Below are 20086 nucleotides of genomic sequence, written 5' to 3' on the forward strand. Positions count from 1 at the left end.
GAAATCTCATTGGGAAGGGCATTCTTGCGCGGTTGGGAGTAGCCTTACGACATTCCGGTCAGGCCATGGAGCCATCGATGAAGTGCAGCATTCTAACGGTCATTGTGTTGAGCGCGCTCACATTGGGTGCGGCGCAGGCTCAGGAGTTGCAAACCGTACCGGTTGCGCCGGCGCCAACCCCAGGCGCACCAGGCACGCCCACGCCGACGTTGTATCCGCAGGTCACCCCGCCGGTCGCGCCCAAGGCCACGGCTAACGGTTCCCCCGCGCTGGTGCCGATCGTGTTGCCGACGCCGCCAAAAGACCAGACGGTGCCCGGCTTGCAGCAGAACGACAGCAAACCGAAGACCCCGGGCGGTTAAAACTGCTGGGAGAGCAATTGCCCGTCGGCCATGCGCAGGCGCTTGGACAGGGCAATGGCGATGGCGCGGATAATCTTGGCCGCGACCCTGGGCGCGTCATTGAGCATTTTCTCCAGGGAATCCTTGCCCAGGTTCAACAGCACACACTCCGAAGCGGCCACACAACTGGCGGAACGTCGCTCGCCATCGAGCACGGCCATTTCGCCAAACGCCCGCCCACTGCGCAGGGTGGCGATGGTCACGCGCTGGCCGCTGGGGTTGGCTTTCTGCACGGCCACCTGGCCGCTGTGGAGGATGCACATGAAGGTGCCGGCATCGCCTTCCAGGAAGATCACCTCGTCCCGGGCCATGCTGCTGATGTTGAAGTAGCCGGCGGCGATGTGAAAATCTTCCGGCAACAAGGGGTCGAACAGGCCGCAGTCCATGAGCATGTCGCGGATTGCATTGTTGAGTAAGGTCGGTTCTGGCATGGCGTAGGTATTGGTCCGTCAATCTTGTAGGGCGGTTCTGTGTTCAGACAGAACCGCCGCGCTAAGTTCCTAAATCAACCCCAGCGCCTTGAACACAAATGCATATTCGAGCGCTACGTCACGTAATCCCTGGTAACGCCCGCTCATCCCGCCATGGCCGGCGCCCAGTTCGGTCTTGAGCAACAGCAGGTTGTTGTCGGTCTTGGTGTCGCGCAACTTGGCCACCCACTTGGCCGCTTCCCAGTACTGCACACGGCTGTCGTTATAGCCGGCGATCACCAGCAGGTGCGGATAGGCCTGGGCGCGTACGTTTTCGTACGGTGCGTAGGCTTTTATCCGCGCATACACCTCGGGTTCTTCCGGGTTGCCCCACTCGTCGTACTCAGTGATGGTCAGCGGCAGCTCCGGGTCGAGCATGGTGTTGAGCACATCGACGAACGGCACTTCGGCAATCGCTGCCTGGAACAGCTCCGGGCGTTGGTTGAGCACCGCGCCGATCAGCAGGCCGCCGGCACTGCCGCCGCTGATCGCCAGTTGTGAGGCGCTGGTCAAACCCTCGGCGATCAAGTGTTCGGCGCAGGCGATGAAGTCGCTGAAGGTGTTCTGCTTGTGTTCCTGCTTGCCGTTGCGATACCAGGCTTCGCCCAGCTCGCCGCCGCCGCGCACGTGCGCGATGGCAAACGCCACGCCACGGTCCAGCAGGCTCAGGCGGGCGTGGGAGAACCACGGGTCGAGGCTCGAACCGTAGGCGCCGTAGCCGTACAGATACAGCGGTGTCGGCTTGCCCAGTTGGTCGCGCTTGACCACCAGGCTGATCGGCACCTGGGTGCCATCGGCGGAGGTGGCCCACAGGCGCTGGCTCACGTAGTCGTCGGCGTTGAACACGCCGAGCACCGGGGTTTCCTTGAGTACCTGTTGCGCGCCGCTGGCCAGTTCCAGCTGGCGCACCTGGGCCGGGCGGTTCAGGGCTTCGTAGCGCAGGCGGATCTTGTCGCTGGCAAATTCCAGGCTGTTTTGTACGTAGAGGCTGTAGGCGGCGTCGGGCAATTCCACGCGGTAGGCAGGCAGACCCTCTGGATGCACTTCGATCACCGGCAGCCCGCCGATGCGCAGGCTCAGGGTCATGGCGCTGGTGTTGAGGCTGACGCCATCGAGCATCACGGCGTCGCTGTGGGGGATCAGGTTCTGCCACTCGGCTTCGGTCGGCACGTCGCCAATGTCGGTCGCCACGAACAGCGCGTAGTTGATGCCATCGCGGTTGCTGCGGATAAACCAGGTCCAGGCGCCATTCAGTTGGCCGTGGTCGACATCGTATTCATGGTCTTCGACCCGTGGCGCCAGGCACCTGAAGTCAAGGTGTGGCTGCTCGGCGTCCAGCGCCCAGATCTCGCTGGTGGTCTTGCTGCCCAGGGCTAGCAGCAGTTGCCGTTCGGAGCTGGAACGGTAGCAATGCAGGAAGAAACGTCCGTCGGGCTCGTGGAACACTTCCTGCGCCGCCGTGCCGTCCAGGCGGTAGCGATACAGCTTGTGCGGGCGGTGGGTGTCGTCCAGCTCGGCAAAGAACAGGGTCAGGCTGTCATTGGCCCAGGTCATGCTGCCGTCGCAGTTCTCGAACTCCAGTTCGCTGACCTTGCCGCTGGCCAATTCCTTCACGAACAGGGTGTAAATCTCTTCACCGTTGGTATCCAGACTGTAGGCCAGACGCTGATGGTCAGGGCTGATGCTGAACGCGCCCAGCGAAAAAAAGCCGCCATTGGCCAGTACGTTCGGGTCCAGCAGCAGTTCTTCGCTGCTCTCGTCCACGGTGTTGCTGTCATCGGCCGGGCGACGGCAGCGGTAGTGGCGGGCGTATTCGTCGCCGGCGGTGGTGCGTGTGTAATACAGGTACGGGCCCCATGGGGAGGGCAGGGACAGGTCGGTTTCGAGGATGCGGCCCTTGATCTCTTCGAACAGGGTTTCGCGCAGGGCCTGCTGGTCGGCGAGCTGGGCTTCCTGCCAGGCGTTTTCGGCCTTGAGATAATCCAGCACCTCGGCACTGTCACGTTCCTGCAGCCAGGCGTAAGGGTCCTGGCCTGGGGCCTTGCGGGCAATCGGGGCGTTGGATGATAAAGGCATGTATCTATCCCTGTCTGGCGGACGGTGGCAGGCATTGCAGCCGCGGCACGCAAAAGCCGTTATCATAGCCGCCTGTTTGCCTACCTTGCCATGGACACCATGACCGAGAACGACTATCTGACCGCTTGGGGCCTCTACGCCTTCGCCGCTTTGGGCTGCCTGTTGGTGTGGTGGCGCATGACCCGCTGGATCTGGCGCTGGCTGCGCGAGCCGCTGCAGTTGCTGATGGCGGTGCTGCTGTTCAGCCCGACCATCGTCGACCCGGTCAAGACCCAGTTCGCGCCCGCCGTGGCCATCACTGCGCTGGACCTGGTGCTCAAGGTCGGCAACAACGCATGGCGCGCCATTTCCGATTTGTTTATGTACACGATGATTGCCTTTGGCGTGTATCTCGTCATCGTGTTGATCCGCTGGCCCATCGAACGCGCGGCCAACGCCCGCCGTGAGCGCAAGGCCGCTGCCGATGCGGCATTGGCGGCCGAGCCAGAAGAGGATGACGAACCTTTTCGCCGTCCGGCGCCTGTCAGTGGCATGCGCGTCGAACCGCGCCTTTAACGACGTAGCGAGAGCCCTGGCATGTGTGAATTATTGGGCATGAGTGCCAACGTCCCCACCGACATCGTGTTCAGCTTTACCGGGCTGATGCAGCGTGGCGGGCGCACCGGTCCCCATCGTGATGGGTGGGGCATCGCCTTCTATGAAGGCCGTGGCCTGCGGCTGTTCCAGGACCCGGCGGCGAGCAGTGAGTCGGAAGTCGCGCTGCTGGTGCAGCGTTATCCCATCAAAAGTGAGGTGGTGATTGGCCATATCCGCCAGGCCAACGTCGGTAAGGTGTGCTTGTCCAACACCCACCCGTTCGTGCGCGAGCTGTGGGGGCGCAACTGGTGTTTTGCCCACAACGGCCAACTGGCGGACTTCAACCCGCGCGCCACCTTCTATCGCCCGGTGGGCGATACCGATAGCGAAGCGGCGTTCTGTGATCTGCTCAACCGTGTGCGTGAGGCTTTCCCGGAACCTGTGGACATCGAGCAGGTGCTGCCGGACCTGATCGCCGCCTGTGCCGAGTACCGCAGCAAAGGCGTGTTCAACTGCCTGCTCAGCGATGGTGACTGGCTGTTCTGCTACTGCTCGACCAAGCTGGCGCAGATTACCCGTCGCGCGCCTTTTGGCCCGGCGCGTTTGAAAGATGTCGACGTGATCGTCGATTTTCAGGCTGAAACCACCCCCAATGACGTGGTGACGGTGATCGCCACCGAGCCGCTGACCGACAACGAAAACTGGACCCGCTACGTACCGGGCCAATGGAGCCTGTGGCGACGCGGTGAATGCGTCAGCCAGGGCATCACCGAGTAAGGATATTGACCATGTTGCTCAGCTATCTGCGGTTGGTGTTGTTTGCCATTGGCTTGTTGGTCGGCGTGCAAGTGCCGGGGTTTATCAACGACTACGCCAAGCGCGTCGAAGCCCACCTGATCGAGGCCCAGACCGGCCTGCGCGGGTTTGAGTCGACGGCGCAGCAGTTCTTCAACGGCGATTTGAAGGCGCTGGTCGCGCATTACCGCGCCAGTGATGACCCGGTGTTCCAGAGCGATGCCAGCAGCCTGGGCGCGATGCTTGATCGCCAGGTGGCGTTGGACAAGCAATTCCAGGCGATGCAAGGCCCGTGGTACATCCGTGCGCTGCAAGTGGCGGTGGCGGCCGACCCGGACATTCGCCTGGAGACCTGGAAGGGCTACAGCTACCAGATCCTGCTGACACCCGAAGCCATGGGCTGGGGGCTGGGCGGGGCGATGTTGCTGTCGTTCGGGTTGGAATGCCTGTTCCGGTTGATCGACTGGGTGGTGTTGGGCGGCAAGCGTCTGCGCCAGAGCCGGCCGATCGAAGAGCGCGACCTGAAGGGTTTATAAGCCGCACACAGATCCACATGTGGGAGCGGGCTTGCTGGCGAAAGCGGAGTGTCAGTCAAAGATGTTGTGACTGATCTACCGCATTCGCGAGCAAGCCCGCTCCCACAGTTTTAATCGGGTTTCGTCAGTTGCATTCTGTTTTCGCCGACTTCTACCGCATACCGAGCCACCACCTTCTGGCACAACCCGACAATTTCCTCCACCAACTCCACCCCTACGCGCCACGACACCACCACCTGCAAATTCGGCAGTTTCTGCGCCATCGGCAACATCACCAATTCGCCGCGCTCCAGCTCTTCCATCACCAGCACCGGCGGCAATGCGCCAATCCCGAAGCCGTCACGCAGCAAGCGGGTAATTGCCGACACCGAGTTCACACAGTTCATCCGTGGTGCGGCCACGCCGTTGGCTTGCATCAGGCTCAACACGTCCTGGTGCGGGTGGGAGTTTTTCGAGTAGGTGATGATGCGTTCCTGGGCCAGTTCGGCGAGGGACGCGTAGTCGCGGTGGTAGATCGACTGGCTGGCGACGATCCAGGCCATCGGGTGGCTGGCCAGTTCCAGGCTGCGCACGGTTTCGAGGCGCAGCAGGTCGGTTTGCAGGATCAGGTCAAGGAAGCCTTTTTGCAGCTGATCGCTGAGGTTCAATGCGGTATCGGCGACCAATTCGATTTCCACCAGCGGGAAATGGTCCATCAGTTCGGCGACCAACGGGCTCAGCCAGGTGTGGATCACTGTGTCCATCGCACCGATGCGGATGCGCCCGACCTTGCTGCTGCTGGTCTCCAGGGACTGCTTCAAGCCTTGCATGGTCACCATCATCTGCTCGGCGTAATCGAGCACCTTCACGCCTTCCGGGGTCAGGCTCACGCCGCGTGAGTCGCGCAGAAACAGTTTCACCCCCAGCTCGCTTTCCAGCACGGCGATGCGGCTGGAAATCGAGGCCTGGGTGGTGAACAACTTCTCGGCGGTCAGGCGAAAGCTCTTGAGCTTGGCCACCCAGACGAAGGTTTCGAGGAACTTCAAATTCATGGGATCAACTTTTTCTTATGCATGGATCGGTTTTTATTAGTTGGACGCCGCACCAGGCCAGCGCCAAAAATCGAGCTATTCCACGATAAGCGTGTAGGGGTGTCAGGACAAGTTGCGAGTTCTGCGTAAAAAATCCCACACTACAAAAAAACAAAGCCTACAGGAGTAGCCCACCGTGAGCCGTCTGCTATTGAATTGCGACATCGGCGAAAGCTTTGGCAACTGGACCCTGGGTCTGGACGCCGAAGTCATGCCGTTCATCGATTGCGCCAACGTGGCCTGCGGTTTCCATGCCGGCGACCCGAGCATCATGCGCAAGACTGTCAGCCTGGCGCTCAAGCACGGTGTGCAAATCGGTGCGCACCCGGCATATCAGGATCTGCAAGGCTTCGGCCGCCGCTCCATGGCCTACACGCCGCAGGAAATCCAGGATCTGCTGCATTACCAGATCGGTGCGCTGGATGGCATCTGCCGCGCACAAGGTGCACGTGTCAGCTACGTCAAACCCCACGGCGCGATGTACAACGACATGATGGCCAACCCGGCGCAATTGCGCGCGGTGATCCAGGCCGTGGCCGCGTACGGCGACTTGCCGCTGATGCTGCTGGCCACCCGCGACAACAGCGCGGCCCAGGCCTTGGGCGATGAGTACGGTGTGACCCTGTGGTTCGAAGCGTTCGCCGACCGTGCCTACGACAGCCAGGGCCACCTGGTTTCGCGGCAATTGCCCGGTGCCGTGCACCATGATGCCGACACCATCGTGCAGCAGTCCCTGACCATTTCCCGCGGCGCAGCGCTGGTCGCCAGCGACGGCAGCCCGCTGGTGTTGCAGGCCAACACCCTGTGCGTGCACGGCGATAACGCCAGCTCGGTCGCCGCCGTGCAGCGCATCCGCGAGGCATTGAAGCCCGCATGAAGCCACGGATCGAAGTAGTGGCCATCGACTGCCTGATGGTGCGCCTGTTTGATGTCATCGCCGAAGCCAACATGCCGTGGATGCTTGCCGCCACCCAACGCTTGCGCAGCGGATTCGGCGCGGCATTGGTCGACCTGGTGCCGTCCTACACCACCTTGATGGTGCATTACGACCTCACGGCATTGAGCCCGGCCCAGGCACGCGAGTTGATCGACCAGGCGCTGACCGACCTGCAACCGCACACCCAGGGCAGCGGCCAGTGCCACGTGCTGCCGGTGTGGTACGACCTGAGCGTCGGCCCCGAACTGAGCCTGCTCAGCCAGCGCAGTGGCTTGAACATCGACGAGGTGATCCGCCGCCACAGCGCCCACGAATACCAGGTGTTCGCCCTCGGCTTCGCCCCCGGTTTCGCCTTTATGGGGCTGGTGGAGGACATCCTCGCCACGCCGCGCCTGAGTACTCCGCGCAAACGCGTGGCGGCCGGCAGCGTCGGCATCGCCGAACGGCAGACCGCTGCGTACCCGGTGGTGTCGCCGGGCGGCTGGAACCTGATCGGCCGCACCCCGGCCAAGTTGTTCGACCGCGAGCGCGACGGCTACAGCCTGATGCAGCCCGGCGATACGGTGCGCTTCGAACCGGTCGAGCACGCCGAATTCATCCAGCTGGGTGGCGATGACACACCGTTGGAGGCGCAGGCATGAGCCGCTTATTGATCGAGGCCAGCACGCCGCTGTGCCTGTTGCAGGACGCCGGACGCTTTGGCGTGCGCCATCTGGGCGTGACCCAGGGCGGGGCGCTGGATTGGGTGTCGATGGCCTGGGCCAACTGGCTGCTGGGCAATGCGCTGGATGCGCCCGTGGTGGAAATCACCCTCGGCGGTTTTACCGTGCACGCCGAGGACTATTGCTTGTTGGCCCTGGCCGGCGCGGACCTGGGGGCGTTTATCGACGAACGTGCGATCAGCCCCGGCCGCAGTTTTATCCTGCAAAAGGGCCAGCGTTTGCGTTTCACCCAACCGTTCAATGGTGCGCGGGCTTACCTCGCCGCGCCAGGCGGGTTTGACGCGCCGCAGGTGCTCGGCAGTTGCGCCACGGTGGTGCGCGAAGAACTGGGCGGGGTGGATGGTTTTGGCAAAGCGCTGGCTGAAGGCGGGTGCCTGGCGTATTCCGGTGCCGGCGGCGCGATGAAAGTGCTCAGCGATCCAGGCTTTCCGGCCAAAGCTGCGTTGGATGTGATCGTCGGCGCACAAATCGGCCAATTCAGCGGGCAAAGCCTGTTCGATGCGTTCAACAGCGAATGGACCCTCGACAGCCGCGCCGACCGCATGGGCATGCGTTTGCTGGGCACGCCGTTGCAGTACCAGGGGCCGTCGCTGATCTCCGAAGGGATTCCGTTGGGGGCGATCCAGGTGCCGCCGGATGGGCAGCCGATTGTGTTGCTCAACGATCGACAGACGATTGGTGGGTATCCGCGCCTGGGCGCGTTGACGCCGTTGGCGCTGGCGCGGCTGGCGCAGTGTTTGCCGGGGGAGAAGGTCAGGTTGGCGCCGGTGGTGCAGGAGACGGCGCATCGGCAGCACACCGAGTTCTTGCAGCGTTTTAAGTAACGTCGCAATTAAAAATGTGGGAGCGGGCTTGTGTGGGAGCGGGCTTGCTCGCGAATACGGTGTGTCAGCCACCTGATGAGTCGACTGAACCACCGCTTTCGCGAGCAAGCCCGCTCCCACATTGGGATCTCCGTTTTATTTGGAGAGGAAGCGCATCCCTTCTTCCAGCCCGCGCAACGTCAGCGGATACATCTGATCCTCGACCAACTCCCGCACAATCCCCGTCGACGCCGTATACCCCCAGGTGTCCTTGGGATACGGGTTAATCCAGATCAGCTTCTTGTACTTGGCCATGAAGCGCTGCATCCACACATACCCCGGTTCTTCGTTCCAGTGCTCGACGCTGCCGCCGGCCTGGGTGATCTCATACGGTGCCATCGACGCATCGCCGATAAAGATCACTTTGTAGTCCGCGCCGTACTTGTGCAGCAGGTCCTGGGTGGAGGTGCGCTCCGAGGTGCGGCGTCCGTTGTTCTTCCACACCGACTCGTACACGAAGTTGTGAAAGTAGAAGTACTCCAGGTGCTTGAACTCGGTCTTGCACGCCGAAAACAGCTCTTCGCAGATCTTCACGTGGGCGTCCATCGAGCCGCCGATGTCGAACAGCAACAGCAGCTTGATGGTGTTGCGCCGCTCCGGGCGCATCTGGATGTTCAGCAAGCCGGCATCGCGGGCGGTGTGGTCGATGGTGCCGTCGATGTCCAGCTCTTCGGCGGCGCCCTGGCGCGCGAACTTGCGCAGGCGGCGCAGGGCGATCTTGATATTGCGTGTGCCCAGTTCCACCTGATCGTCGAGGTTCTTGTACTCGCGCTGGTCCCACACTTTGACGGCCTTGCCCTGGCGCTTGCCGGCGTCACCGACGCGGATGCCCTCGGGGTTGTAGCCGCCGGAACCGAACGGGCTGGTGCCGCCGGTGCCGATCCACTTGTTGCCGCCGGCATGGCGTTCTTTCTGTTCTTCCAGGCGTTTCTTGAACTCCTCGATCAGCTTGTCGAGGCCGCCCAGGGATTGGATCTGCGCACGTTCTTCATCGCTCAGGGAACGTTCGAACTCCTTGCGCAGCCAGTCTTCGGGGATCAGTGCCTGCAAGTGCTCGTCGAGCTTTTCCAGGCCGTTGAAATAGGCACTGAACGCCCGGTCGAACTTGTCGAAATGCCGCTCGTCCTTGACCAGGATCGCCCGGGCCAGGTAGTAGAACTCGTCCATGTCGGCGAAGGTCACGCGCATTTTCAGCGCGTTGATCAGGTCCAGCAGCTCGCGCACCGACACCGGCACCTTGGCGGCGCGCATTTCATTGAACAGGTTGAGCAGCATCAGCGATTACCGCGACGGCTCATGAACGCCAGACGCTCCAGCAACTGCACGTCTTGCTCGTTCTTCACCAAGGCGCCGGCCAGTGGTGGGATCGCCTTGGTCGGGTCGCGCTCGCGCAGTACGGCTTCGCCGATGTTGTCGGCCATCAGCAGCTTGAGCCAGTCCACCAGTTCGGAGGTGGACGGTTTTTTCTTCAGGCCTGGCACCTTGCGCACGTCGAAGAACACGTCCAGCGCTTCGCTGACCAGGTCTTTCTTGATGTCGGGGTAGTGCACGTCGACGATCTTTTGCAGGGTGGTACGGTCGGGGAAGGCGATGTAGTGGAAGAAGCAGCGGCGCAGGAACGCGTCCGGCAGCTCTTTTTCGTTGTTGGAGGTAATGATGATGATCGGGCGCTTCTTGGCCTTGATGGTCTCGTCGATCTCGTAGACGTAGAACTCCATCTTGTCGAGTTCTTGCAGCAAGTCGTTGGGGAACTCGATGTCGGCCTTGTCGATTTCATCGATCAGCAGGATCACCCGTTCCTCGGACTCGAAGGCTTCCCAGAGCTTGCCCTTTTTCAGGTAGTTGCGTACGTCGTGCACCTTGTCCACGCCCAGTTGCGAGTCGCGCAGGCGGCTGACCGCGTCGTACTCGTAGAGGCCCTGGTGGGCCTTGGTGGTGGACTTGATGTGCCAGGTGATCAGCTTGGCGCCGAAGGACTCGGCCAACTGCTCGGCGAGCATGGTCTTGCCGGTGCCGGGCTCGCCCTTGACCAGCAGCGGCCGCTCCAGGGTGATGGCGGCGTTGACGGCCAGTTTCAGGTCGTCGGTGGCTACATAGGCCTGGGTGCCTTCGAACTTCATCGGTGTTTCCTCGAATTCATCAATGCCCGGACTATACCGCGCAGCCCCGGCGACTGTGAACGCAGACGGGTTATTCAGTCTCTGAATGGCGGGTCACGACCTGAATGTGTACTCGTACCCATGTGGGAGCGGGCTTGCTCGCGAATGCGGTGGTTCAGTCGGCATTTACGGTGGCTGACACTCCGCCTTCGCGAGCAAGCCCGCTCCCACATTTAATCGGCGCTGGGCTTGGGTTGCTCGTAGCGGGCATTAAAGGCCTGGATGAAACCATTGCGTAAAATCGCCAGAAACGCACCGAATGCGCTGACATCTCGCTGATGCACGCTGCCGCTCAATTCCACCCGGGTGGCGAACTGGTTTTTCTGCTGGTTCTTCAACACGGTTTCGCTGGTGCCCACCACGGCCTCCCAGATCGACCGGAAGATGTTCTTGTCTTTGTTTTCCACGTCCTGTTGCCAGTCGAAGACTTCCACGTCCCGCAGCAGCGGCTTGATATAGCCAGTCAATTGGCCTTTTTCCGCCTGGGCTTCGATCACCACATCGCCGGTACCGGCCTTGAAATCGAACTTGCCGTAGGCCGAGGCGAAGGCGTTCATGCGCTTGAGTTGCAGATCCTTGGCGCGGAAACGGAATTCAAAGTTCTCGAAGTTGCTCAACGGGTCGAAAGTGGCGCTGGCTTCCAGCGGCGCCTGGCCTTGCAGCAGGGCCTTGCCCTCGAAGCGGGCGTCGCGCTGGCCTTTGACGTCTACGATGTTGGTCAGGTTATAGAAGCTGGCATTGACCGCCGTTGCGTTGATGTTGACTGGCGGCTTGGAGCTGAAGTTGTGGAAGGCAATTTTGCCGTCTTCGATGCGCACTTCGTCGAGGGTGATCGGTGCCAGCTTGCTCAGTTGTGCACGCCAGTCGGTCCCCTTACCGGTCTGGGACGCCTGTTTGTTGGCGCCGCCGTCAACGAAGTTCACCTCAGGCTTGATAAACCGCACCTTGGCCACCACCGCACGGTCGGACCACAATGCTTGCCAACTCACCGCCAAATCGATCAACGGCGCCTTGAGCAGCGGAACTGGCACCTTGCCGTCAATCTTGATGATCTCCAGGCCGTTGATCCTGTACGCGCCGCGCCACAGGGCCAGGTCCACGTCGCTGACCCGGCCGCGGTAGTCGCCCATGTCGGCGAGCTTGTCGTTCAGGTAGTTGCGCACCAGATAGGGCAGGGCCAGGTCCAGGGCGACCAGCACCACTACCAGCCCGGCGACGGTCCATAGCGGCCAGCTGTAGCGACGTTTCATGTAGGTATTCTCCGTATAGATAGGCGATTGACCTCTAAGGGGCGCGCAACGTTCCAGCGACTGGACGCTTTGCCGCACGAGGCATACCCTTGTTGCCTTCCCGGATACCGTCAACATAGGACCCGTCATGAGCCGCATCTTTGCAGACAACGCGCACTCCATCGGTAATACGCCCCTGGTGCAGATCAACCGTATCGCGCCGCGTGGTGTGACCATCCTGGCCAAGATCGAAGGGCGTAACCCCGGTTACTCAGTGAAGTGCCGTATCGGCGCGAACATGATCTGGGACGCGGAAAGCACCGGCAAACTCAAGCCGGGCATGACCATTGTCGAGCCGACCTCGGGCAACACCGGCATCGGCCTGGCGTTTGTCGCTGCCGCCCGTGGCTACAAGCTGCTGTTGACCATGCCGGCGTCCATGAGCATCGAGCGGCGCAAGGTGCTCAAGGCCCTCGGCGCCGAGCTGGTGCTGACCGAACCGGCCAAGGGCATGAAGGGCGCGATCGAGAAAGCCGCTGAAATCGTCGCCAGCGACCCGGCCCAGTACTTTATGCCCGGCCAGTTCGAAAACCCGGCCAACCCGGCGATCCACGAAAAAACCACCGGCCCGGAAATCTGGAACGACACCGATGGCGCGGTGGATGTGCTGGTGGCCGGCGTCGGCACGGGTGGCACCATCACCGGCGTGTCGCGCTATATCAAGAACACTGCGGGCAAGCCGATTTTGTCGGTGGCCGTGGAGCCGATCGTGTCGCCGGTGATCACCCAGGCGCTGGCCGGTGAAGAGATCAAGCCAAGCCCGCACAAGATCCAGGGCATCGGCGCCGGTTTCGTGCCGAAGAACCTCGACCTGTCGATGGTCGACCGCGTGGAGCTGGCCAGTGATGAAGAATCCAAGGCCATGGCCCTGCGCCTGATGCAGGAAGAAGGGATTCTGTGCGGTATCTCCTGCGGTGCGGCGATGGCCGTGGCGGTGCGCCTGGCGCAGAAACCGGAGATGCAGGGCAAGACCATCGTGGTGATCCTGCCGGACTCCGGTGAGCGCTACCTGTCGAGCATGCTGTTCAGCGATCTGTTTACCGAACAGGAAAACCAAGCCTGATGTGTGTCTGTGGCGAGGGCGCAAGGTTTGATATGTATCAGCCGGTCAGCCAAAGCCTTCTGCATAATGGCCCAAGTGTTTATGATGCCCGGCGCATTTTTCCAGGAGTTGCTGCATGACCTTTTCTTTGGCCGCCAAACTGTCGGTGTTGCTGTTGTTTATCGGCAGCACGCTGTATGTGCACCTGCGCGGCAAGGCCCGTTTGCCGATATTGCGTCAGTTCGTCAACCATTCGGCGCTGTTTGCCCCCTATAACGCCTTGATGTACCTGTTCTCGGCGGTGCCGTCCAAGCCTTACCTGGACCGCTCCAGGTTCCCGGAACTGGACGTGCTGAAGGACAACTGGGAAGTGATCCGCGAAGAGGCCATGCACCTGTTCGACGAGGGTTACATCCGCGCCGCCGAAAAGAACAACGACGCCGGTTTTGGTTCCTTCTTCAAGAAGGGCTGGAAGCGCTTCTACCTCAAGTGGTACGACAAGCCGTTGCCATCGGCCGAGGCGCTGTGCCCGAAAACCGTGGCGCTGGTGAGCAGCATTCCCAACGTCAAGGGCGCGATGTTCGCGCTGTTGCCGGGTGGCAGCCACCTCAACCCGCACCGCGATCCGTTCGCCGGTTCCTTGCGTTATCACCTGGGTCTGTCCACGCCGAACTCCGACGCTTGCCGCATCTTTGTCGACGGCCAGGAATACGCCTGGCGTGATGGCGACGACGTGATGTTCGATGAAACCTACGTGCATTGGGTGAAGAACGAGACTGAAACGACCCGCGTGATCCTGTTCTGCGACATTGAGCGGCCGTTGAGCAATGGCTTCATGACCCGCGTCAATCGTTGGGTCAGCAAGCAACTGGGCCGCGCCACAGCGCCGCAGAACCTGGACGACGAGCGCGTCGGCGGGATCAACCAGGCGTATGCCTGGAGCAAGACCTTCAGCGACAAGTTCAGTGGTGTGGTGAAGCAGTGGAAGCGCAAGCATCCCAAGGCCTACCGGATTGCGCGGCCGGTGTTGGCCGTCGTTGTGTTGGTGCTGCTGTGGAAGTGGTTGTTCTGACCTGAATCTGTGAATACGGTCAAAATGTGGGAGCGGGCTTGCCCGCGAATGCGGTGGATCAGTCGAAACATCTGTGACTGATATACCGCATTCGCGGGCAAGCCCGCTCCCACACTTGATTTGCAGTGTTGCTCAGGACGCGATCAGCTGCCGCAGGACGTAGTGCAAGATCCCCCCCGCCTTGAAGTATTCAACTTCGTTCAGCGTATCAATCCGGCACAGCACCTCGACCTTCTCGCTGCTGCCATCCTCCCGCGTGATCACCACTGTCAGGTTCATCCGCGGCACGATCTCCACGCCCGTCAGCCCCAGAATATCGATCTGCTCCTTGCCGCTGAGCTTGAGCGTCTTGCGGTTCTGATCCAGCTTGAACTGCAACGGCAACACGCCCATGCCCACCAGGTTGGAACGGTGGATCCGTTCGAAACTCTCGGCGATCACCGCCTTCACCCCCAGCAGGTTGGTCCCCTTGGCTGCCCAGTCGCGGCTCGAGCCCGTGCCGTATTCCTGGCCGGCGATCACCACCAGCGGCGTCCCCGAGGCCTGGTATTTCATCGACGCATCGTAGATCGCCATTTTCTCGCCAGTCGGGATGTACAGCGTATTGCCGCCTTCCTCGCCGCCGAGCATTTCATTGCGGATGCGGATGTTGGCAAAGGTGCCGCGCATCATCACTTCATGGTTGCCCCGGCGTGAGCCGTAGGAGTTGAAGTCGCGCGGCTCCACGCCTTGCTCGCGCAGGTAGCGGCCGGCGGGGCTGTCGGCTTTGATGTTGCCAGCAGGGGAGATGTGGTCGGTGGTCACCGAATCGCCGAGCAGGGCCAGGACGTTGGCGCCCTTGACGTCTTCGATCACCGGCAGCGGTCCGGAAATATCGTCGAAGAAAGGCGGGTGCTGGATGTAGGTGGAATCCTCCTGCCACACGTAGGTCGCGGCCTGCGGTACTTCAATCGCCTGCCACTGCTCGTCACCGGCAAACACTTCGGCGTATTCCTTGTGGAACATGCCGGTGCTGACCTGGGCCACCGCGTCGGCGATCTCCTGGCTGCTCGGCCAGATGTCCTTGAGGTACACCGGCTTGCCCTGCTGATCGTTGCCCAGCGGCTCGCTGCTGATGTCGATGCGCACGGTGCCGGCCAACGCATAGGCGACCACCAGGGGCGGCGAGGCCAGCCAGTTGGTTTTCACCAGTGGGTGCACGCGGCCTTCGAAGTTGCGGTTGCCGGACAGCACCGAAGCCACGGCGAGGTCGGCTTTCTGGATGGCTTTTTCAATCGGCTCCGGCAACGGGCCGGAGTTGCCGATGCAGGTGGTACAGCCATAGCCCACCAGGTCGAAGCCAAGTTTGTCGAGGTAGTGGGTGAGCCCGGCGGCGTTGTAGTAGTCGGTGACTACCTTGGAGCCCGGTGCCAGGGAGCTTTTGACCCAGGGCTTGCGCGTCAGGCCCTTTTCCACGGCCTTTTTCGCCAGCAGCCCGGCGGCCATCATCACGCTGGGGTTGGAGGTGTTGGTGCAGGAGGTGATCGCGGCGATCACCACGGCGCCGTTTTTCAGGCGATAGGTCTGACCTTCGAAGTCGTAATCGGCTTCACCCACCAAGTCGGCATTGCCCACGGCGACACCGCCGCCGCCTTCGCTTTCCAGGCGGCCGACCTCTTTGCTGGCCGGTTTGAACTGCAGGTCGAGGAAGTCGCTGAACGCCTGGCCGACATTCGGCAGCGAAACACGGTCCTGCGGACGTTTTGGCCCGGCCAGGCTGGCTTCGACGCTGCCCATGTCCAAGGCCAGGCTGTCGGTGAATACCGGTTCCTGGCCGGCATTGCGCCACAGGCCCTGGGCCTTGGTGTAGGCCTCGACCAGTTTGACGGTTTCTGACGGACGGCCCGACAGACGCAGGTAGTCCAACGTCACCTCATCCACCGGGAAAAAACCGCAGGTGGCGCCATATTCCGGAGCCATGTTGGCAATGGTGGCGCGGTCGGCCAGAGGCAGGTCGGCCAAGCCGTCGCCGTAGAACTCGACGAATTTACCCACCACGCCTTTCTTGCGCAGCATCTGGGTCACGGTCAGCACCAGGTCGGTGGCGGTGATGCCTTCCTTGAGCTTGCCGGTGAGTTTGAAACCGATGACTTCCGGGATCAGCATCGACACCGGCTGGCCGAGCATCGCCGCTTCCGCTTCGATGCCGCCGACGCCCCAGCCGAGTACGCCGAGGCCGTTGATCATGGTGGTGTGGGAGTCGGTGCCGACCAGGGTGTCGGGGAAGGCGTAGGTGCGGCCGTCCTCGTCCTTGGTCCACACGGTGCGGCCCAGGTATTCGAGGTTGACCTGATGGCAGATGCCGGTGCCGGGCGGCACCACGCTGAAGTTGTCGAAGGCGCTCTGGCCCCAGCGCAGGAAGGCGTAGCGTTCGCCGTTGCGCTGCATTTCGATATCGACGTTTTGTTCAAAGGCGTCGGCGTTGCCGAATTTATCGACCATCACCGAGTGGTCGATCACCAGGTCCACCGGCGACAGCGGGTTGATGCGCTGCGGGTCGCCCCCGGCCTTGGCCACGGCGGCGCGCATGGCGGCCAGGTCGACGACGGCGGGGACGCCGGTAAAGTCCTGCATCAGTACGCGGGCGGGGCGGTACTGGATCTCGCGGTCGGACTGGCGCTCCTTGAGCCAGGCGGCAATGGCCTTGAGGTCGGCGCCGGTGACGGTTTTGTCGTCTTCCCAGCGCAGCAGGTTTTCCAGCAGCACTTTGAGCGACATCGGCAACCGGTCCAGGTCGCCCAGGCTTTTGGCCGCCTCGGGCAGGCTGAAGTAATGGTAGGTCTTGCTGTCGATTTGCAGGGTTTTAAGGGTTTTCAGGCTATCAAGCGATGACATGACGCGACTCCTTATGATCCGCACGGCTACGGACCTGACGGGACAGACAGAGCTATAAAGCTAGCGCTGTTTTCATTAGCAGGCTAATAACTGGACTCTATGGTTAAGTCCAAGGTTCCGAACTCAGCTATCATGCGCGCGTTTTCATGACAGACATTGCGATAGCGCAACGTCGGTCGAGTCACCAGGAGAGTTGATGAACACCCTTTTTATGCACTGCCGCCCGGGGTTTGAAGGCGAAGTCTGTTCCGAGATCGCGGAACACGCCGCGCGCCTGAACGTTTCCGGCTACGCCAAGGCCAAGACCGGCAGCGCCTGCGCCGAATTTGTCTGCACCGAAGAAGACGGCGCCCAGCGCCTGATGCACGGCCAGCGTTTTGCCGAGTTGATCTTCCCAAGGCAGTGGGCGCGCGGGGTATTTATCGACCTGCCGGAAACCGACCGTATCAGCGTGATCCTCGCCCACCTGCGCGAGTTCCCGGTATGTGGCAGCCTGTGGCTGGAGATGGTCGACACCAACGACGGCAAGGAACTGTCGAACTTCTGCAAGAAATTCGAAGTGCACCTGCGTAAAGCCCTGCTCAACGCCGGCAAGCTGGTGGACGACCCGAGCAAGCCGCGCCTGCTGCTGACCTTCAAGAGCGGCCGCGAAGTGTTCATGGGCCTGGCCGAGTCGAACAACTCGGCGATGTGGCCGATGGGCATTCCGCGCCTCAAATTCCCGCGTGAGGCGCCGAGCCGTTCGACGCTCAAGCTGGAAGAGGCCTGGCACCACTTTATCCCTCGCGACCAGTGGGACGAGCGCCTGCACGGCGACATGACCGGCGTCGACCTCGGTGCCGCCCCCGGCGGCTGGACCTGGCAACTGGTCAACCGCGGCATGCTGGTGACCGCCATCGACAACGGCCCCATGGCCGAAAGCCTGATGGACACCGGCCTGGTGCAACACTTGATGGCCGACGGTTTTACCTTCGTGCCCAAGCAGCCGGTGGACTGGATGGTGTGTGACATTGTCGAGAAGCCCGCGCGCAATGCCGCGTTGCTGGAAACCTGGATCGGCGAAGGGCATTGCCGTGAAGCGGTGGTGAACCTGAAGCTGCCGATGAAGCAGCGTTATGCTGAAGTGAAGCGTTTGCTCGAGCGTATCGAGGACGGCTTCAAGGCGCGTGGGATTCGGGTGGAGATCGGCTGCAAGCAGCTGTACCACGATCGCGAGGAAGTGACGTGTCACCTGCGCCGCCTGGAAACCCCCAAGAAACCCAAGAACCGCTGAATATTTGAAGTGACCTCAAAACCCCTGTGGGAGCGGGCTTGCTCGCGAAAGCGGTGGTTCAGTCAAATCATCAGTGACTGGCACACCGCATTCGCGAGCAAGCCCGCTCCCACACAAGCCCGCTCCCACAGTTGGAGCGGCGCCCGTTTCAGGAGTGATGTATGAACCTCGATTTGCCTGTAGACGCTGTGCTCGACGCCACCGGCCTCAACTGTCCCGAGCCGGTGATGATGCTGCACCAGCACATCCGCGACCTGCCGCCCGGCGGCTTGCTCAAGGTGATCGCGACCGATCCGTCAACCCGTCGCGATATTCCCAAGTTCTGCGTGTTCCTCGACCACGAACTGGTGGATCAGCAGGAGCAGGCCGGTACGTACCTGTACTGGATTCGCAAGAAGTCCGCTTAACCCAGGGCTTTTGCCGCGCGAATGCGTCGACGTGCACTGCGCGCCAGGCGCACCAGCAACATCCCTGCCGCACAACTCAGGCCGACGATCAGGCCCTGCCACAAACCGCTGGGGCCGCTCGGTTCGCCGAGCCAGTCGGTGAGCCCCAGGGCGTAGCCGACCGGTAGCCCCACGCCCCAATACGCGAACAGGGTCAGCACCATGGTCACCCGCGTGTCCTGATAACCGCGTAGTGCACCGGCGGCGGTGACTTGCAGCGAGTCGGAGAACTGGAACAGCGCGGAAAACACGATCAGCGTCGAGGCCAGGTGGATCACGATCGGGTCCGGCGTGTAGATCGCGGCAATCTGCTCGCGAAACACCAGCATCAGGCTGCATGACAAGCATGCGTAGGCGAGGGCGGTGCCCATGCCGACCCCGGCGGCGAAGCGCGCTTCCCGCGGCTGGCCCCGCCCCAGTGCCTGACCGACGCGCACGGTGACGGCCATGCTCAGGGAGTAGGGGATCATGAACACCAGCGAGCTGACGTTCAGTGCGATCTGGTGACCGGACACCACCGTGGCACCGAGGCTGCCGATCAACAGGGCGATCACCGCGAAGATGCTCGATTCGGCAAAGATCGCCACGCCGATGGGCAGGCCGATACCCAGTACGCGCTTGATCACGGCCCACTGCGGCCAGTCGAACCGCTTGAACAGTTCGCTGCTCTGGTACGCCGGGCCGAAAAACGTCCAGCCGGCCAGGCCGAGCATCATCACCCACATCGCGATGGCCGTGGCCCAGCCGCAGCCCACGCCGCCCATGGCCGGCACGCCGAGGTGGCCGTAGATGAAGATGTAGTTCAGCGGAATGTTCAGCGCCAGGCCGCACAGGCCCATGACCATGCTTGGCCGCGTACGGCCCAGGCCATCACTGAAGCAGCGCAACACGTAATACAGCGCGATCGCCGGCATGCCGGCGGCGATGCCGTGCAGGTAGCCCATGGACGGTACGATCAGATCCGGCTCGACGTTCATCCAGTGCAGGATCGGTTCTGCGCTGAGCAGCAACAGCGAGGCGATGCTCCCGACCACCAGCGCCAGCCACAGCGACTGGCGCACCAACGGCCCGATTTCGCTGAACGTGCCCGCACCGTAGCGCTGGGCGACTTTTGGCGTGGTCGCCAGCAGCGTGCCGGTCATCAGCAGATACACCGGGATCCAGATCGAATTGCCCAGGCCCACTGCCGCCAGGTCCTGCGGGCTGACGCGCCCGGCCATCACGGCGTCGACGAAACTCATCGCGGTGGTTGCCAGTTGGCCGATCATGATCGGCAGGGCGAGCGTCAGTAGGTCGCGCACTTCCCGGCTGATGCGGGCGGGGCGGGTGAGGGGAGCGGTGGCAGTGTTCACGTACGGGTGTCCAGGAATAAGGGAGACGCAAGGACGGCGGATTCTACGCCCTGACGCAATGGTCAGGAAAAAACCTGTGTTAGCGATTTGTAAGCACCCTTCCAAGCACCACAAATCCCCTGTGGGAGCTGGC

At 62.0% G+C, this 20086-nt stretch carries 19 protein-coding genes; 11 read left to right on the plus strand and 8 right to left on the minus strand.

Annotated elements, in window-relative coordinates:
• Positions 1-77 precede the first annotated feature (77 nt).
• Positions 78-362 carry a hypothetical protein gene (locus LIY36_RS07555; protein WP_017736284.1) on the plus strand — a complete coding sequence of 95 codons (285 nt, stop codon included), beginning with the start codon at positions 78-80 and terminating at the stop codon, positions 360-362.
• Here LIY36_RS07555 and LIY36_RS07560 read toward each other — a convergent pair.
• Together LIY36_RS07560 and LIY36_RS07565 are read right to left on the minus strand one after the other, a co-directional pair.
• Positions 359-832, minus strand: coding sequence for a cyclic nucleotide-binding domain-containing protein (locus LIY36_RS07560; protein ID WP_226455298.1), 474 nt, complete (start codon positions 830-832; stop codon positions 359-361). The two genes, LIY36_RS07555 and LIY36_RS07560, sit on opposite strands and share 4 nt — an antisense overlap.
• A 69-nt stretch (positions 833-901) precedes the next feature.
• A complete protein-coding gene (locus LIY36_RS07565; protein ID WP_226455299.1) occupies positions 902-2947 on the minus strand; it encodes a S9 family peptidase in 2046 nt (681 codons plus the stop codon).
• 24 nt (positions 2948-2971) lie between these two features.
• Here LIY36_RS07565 and LIY36_RS07570 point away from each other — a divergent pair, with 24 nt between their 5' ends.
• From LIY36_RS07570 to LIY36_RS07580, 3 genes are read left to right on the plus strand one after another with little or no spacing between them, the layout of a single operon-like run.
• Positions 2972-3502 (plus strand): MFS transporter, encoded by a 531-nt coding sequence (locus LIY36_RS07570; protein WP_192299121.1) that lies wholly within the window; start codon positions 2972-2974, stop codon positions 3500-3502.
• 21 nt (positions 3503-3523) lie between these two features.
• Positions 3524-4300 carry a class II glutamine amidotransferase gene (locus tag LIY36_RS07575; RefSeq protein WP_192299120.1) on the plus strand — a complete coding sequence of 259 codons (777 nt, stop codon included), beginning with the start codon at positions 3524-3526 and terminating at the stop codon, positions 4298-4300.
• 11 nt (positions 4301-4311) lie between these two features.
• The gene (locus LIY36_RS07580; protein WP_192299119.1) at positions 4312-4854 is read left to right on the plus strand and encodes a DUF2937 family protein; all 543 of its coding nucleotides are present in this window, start codon (positions 4312-4314) and stop codon (positions 4852-4854) included.
• A 110-nt stretch (positions 4855-4964) separates the two neighbouring features.
• Here the strand turns inward: LIY36_RS07580 and LIY36_RS07585 are convergent, their stop codons facing one another.
• Entirely contained in the window at positions 4965-5885 is a 921-nt protein-coding gene (locus LIY36_RS07585; protein ID WP_226455300.1) for a LysR family transcriptional regulator, read from the minus strand.
• Between the two features lie 175 nt (positions 5886-6060).
• Between LIY36_RS07585 and LIY36_RS07590 the strand changes: the two genes are divergently transcribed.
• Genes LIY36_RS07590 through LIY36_RS07600 form a run of 3 tightly spaced genes read left to right on the plus strand, consistent with a single transcriptional unit; the run spans position 6061 to position 8407 of the window.
• Positions 6061-6801, plus strand: a complete 741-nt coding sequence (locus LIY36_RS07590; protein ID WP_192299117.1) for a 5-oxoprolinase subunit PxpA — start codon at positions 6061-6063, stop codon at positions 6799-6801.
• Positions 6798-7502, plus strand: coding sequence for a 5-oxoprolinase subunit B family protein (locus tag LIY36_RS07595; RefSeq protein ID WP_226455301.1), 705 nt, complete (start codon positions 6798-6800; stop codon positions 7500-7502). The genes LIY36_RS07590 and LIY36_RS07595 overlap by 4 nt, the downstream gene beginning before the upstream one ends.
• A complete protein-coding gene (locus tag LIY36_RS07600; protein WP_226455302.1) occupies positions 7499-8407 on the plus strand; it encodes a biotin-dependent carboxyltransferase family protein in 909 nt (302 codons plus the stop codon). The genes LIY36_RS07595 and LIY36_RS07600 overlap by 4 nt, the downstream gene beginning before the upstream one ends.
• 135 nt (positions 8408-8542) lie before the next feature.
• Here the strand turns inward: LIY36_RS07600 and LIY36_RS07605 are convergent, their stop codons facing one another.
• From LIY36_RS07605 to LIY36_RS07615, 3 genes are all read right to left on the minus strand, one after another.
• Positions 8543-9721 carry a vWA domain-containing protein gene (locus LIY36_RS07605; protein WP_226455303.1) on the minus strand — a complete coding sequence of 393 codons (1179 nt, stop codon included), beginning with the start codon at positions 9719-9721 and terminating at the stop codon, positions 8543-8545.
• Positions 9721-10566, minus strand: a complete 846-nt coding sequence (locus tag LIY36_RS07610) for an AAA family ATPase (RefSeq protein WP_003210690.1) — start codon at positions 10564-10566, stop codon at positions 9721-9723. Before LIY36_RS07610 ends, LIY36_RS07605 begins: the two co-directional genes overlap by 1 nt.
• Before the next feature lie 212 nt (positions 10567-10778).
• On the minus strand, positions 10779-11855 hold the full coding sequence (locus LIY36_RS07615) for a DUF748 domain-containing protein (protein WP_226455304.1): 1077 nt from the start codon (positions 11853-11855) through the stop codon (positions 10779-10781).
• A 127-nt stretch (positions 11856-11982) separates the two neighbouring features.
• Between LIY36_RS07615 and cysK the strand changes: the two genes are divergently transcribed.
• Both cysK and LIY36_RS07625 read left to right on the plus strand, forming a co-directional pair.
• Complete coding sequence (gene cysK / locus LIY36_RS07620; RefSeq protein WP_226455305.1) at positions 11983-12957, plus strand: cysteine synthase A; 975 nt, start codon at positions 11983-11985, stop codon at positions 12955-12957.
• A 115-nt stretch (positions 12958-13072) separates the two neighbouring features.
• Positions 13073-14008, plus strand: a complete 936-nt coding sequence (locus LIY36_RS07625; protein WP_226455306.1) for an aspartyl/asparaginyl beta-hydroxylase domain-containing protein — start codon at positions 13073-13075, stop codon at positions 14006-14008.
• Positions 14009-14140: 132 nt separating this feature from the next.
• On the opposite strand, the gene acnA is transcribed toward LIY36_RS07625, so the two are convergent.
• Positions 14141-16882, minus strand: coding sequence for an aconitate hydratase AcnA (gene acnA / locus LIY36_RS07630; RefSeq protein ID WP_226455307.1), 2742 nt, complete (start codon positions 16880-16882; stop codon positions 14141-14143).
• 196 nt (positions 16883-17078) lie between these two features.
• Here acnA and rlmM point away from each other — a divergent pair, with 196 nt between their 5' ends.
• Together rlmM and tusA are read left to right on the plus strand one after the other, a co-directional pair.
• Entirely contained in the window at positions 17079-18155 is a 1077-nt protein-coding gene (gene rlmM / locus LIY36_RS07635; protein ID WP_226455308.1) for a 23S rRNA (cytidine(2498)-2'-O)-methyltransferase RlmM, read from the plus strand.
• Between the two features lie 161 nt (positions 18156-18316).
• Positions 18317-18562, plus strand: coding sequence for a sulfurtransferase TusA (tusA, locus tag LIY36_RS07640; RefSeq protein ID WP_192298614.1), 246 nt, complete (start codon positions 18317-18319; stop codon positions 18560-18562).
• Here tusA and LIY36_RS07645 read toward each other — a convergent pair.
• Positions 18559-19953 (minus strand): MATE family efflux transporter, encoded by a 1395-nt coding sequence (locus LIY36_RS07645; protein WP_226455309.1) that lies wholly within the window; start codon positions 19951-19953, stop codon positions 18559-18561. The two genes, tusA and LIY36_RS07645, sit on opposite strands and share 4 nt — an antisense overlap.
• Between the last annotated feature and the right edge of the window lie 133 nt (positions 19954-20086).

Origin of the sequence: Pseudomonas sp. AF03-9, from assembly GCF_020515815.1 — a bacterium.
In the GTDB taxonomy this organism is placed as follows: Bacteria; Pseudomonadota; Gammaproteobacteria; order Pseudomonadales; family Pseudomonadaceae; genus Aquipseudomonas.

Coding starts and splice junctions, on each gene's coding strand:
- LIY36_RS07555 (WP_017736284.1), top strand. CDS start 78: ATGAAGTGCAGCATTCTAACGGTCATTGTGTTGAGCGCGCTCACATTG.
- LIY36_RS07560 (WP_226455298.1), bottom strand. CDS start 832: ATGCCAGAACCGACCTTACTCAACAATGCAATCCGCGACATGCTCATG.
- LIY36_RS07565 (WP_226455299.1), bottom strand. CDS start 2,947: ATGCCTTTATCATCCAACGCCCCGATTGCCCGCAAGGCCCCAGGCCAG.
- LIY36_RS07575 (WP_192299120.1), top strand. CDS start 3,524: ATGTGTGAATTATTGGGCATGAGTGCCAACGTCCCCACCGACATCGTG.
- LIY36_RS07580 (WP_192299119.1), top strand. CDS start 4,312: ATGTTGCTCAGCTATCTGCGGTTGGTGTTGTTTGCCATTGGCTTGTTG.
- LIY36_RS07585 (WP_226455300.1), bottom strand. CDS start 5,885: ATGAATTTGAAGTTCCTCGAAACCTTCGTCTGGGTGGCCAAGCTCAAG.
- LIY36_RS07595 (WP_226455301.1), top strand. CDS start 6,798: ATGAAGCCACGGATCGAAGTAGTGGCCATCGACTGCCTGATGGTGCGC.
- LIY36_RS07600 (WP_226455302.1), top strand. CDS start 7,499: ATGAGCCGCTTATTGATCGAGGCCAGCACGCCGCTGTGCCTGTTGCAG.
- LIY36_RS07605 (WP_226455303.1), bottom strand. CDS start 9,721: ATGCTGCTCAACCTGTTCAATGAAATGCGCGCCGCCAAGGTGCCGGTG.
- LIY36_RS07610 (WP_003210690.1), bottom strand. CDS start 10,566: ATGAAGTTCGAAGGCACCCAGGCCTATGTAGCCACCGACGACCTGAAA.
- LIY36_RS07615 (WP_226455304.1), bottom strand. CDS start 11,855: ATGAAACGTCGCTACAGCTGGCCGCTATGGACCGTCGCCGGGCTGGTA.
- cysK (WP_226455305.1), top strand. CDS start 11,983: ATGAGCCGCATCTTTGCAGACAACGCGCACTCCATCGGTAATACGCCC.
- LIY36_RS07625 (WP_226455306.1), top strand. CDS start 13,073: ATGACCTTTTCTTTGGCCGCCAAACTGTCGGTGTTGCTGTTGTTTATC.
- acnA (WP_226455307.1), bottom strand. CDS start 16,882: ATGTCATCGCTTGATAGCCTGAAAACCCTTAAAACCCTGCAAATCGAC.
- rlmM (WP_226455308.1), top strand. CDS start 17,079: ATGAACACCCTTTTTATGCACTGCCGCCCGGGGTTTGAAGGCGAAGTC.
- tusA (WP_192298614.1), top strand. CDS start 18,317: ATGAACCTCGATTTGCCTGTAGACGCTGTGCTCGACGCCACCGGCCTC.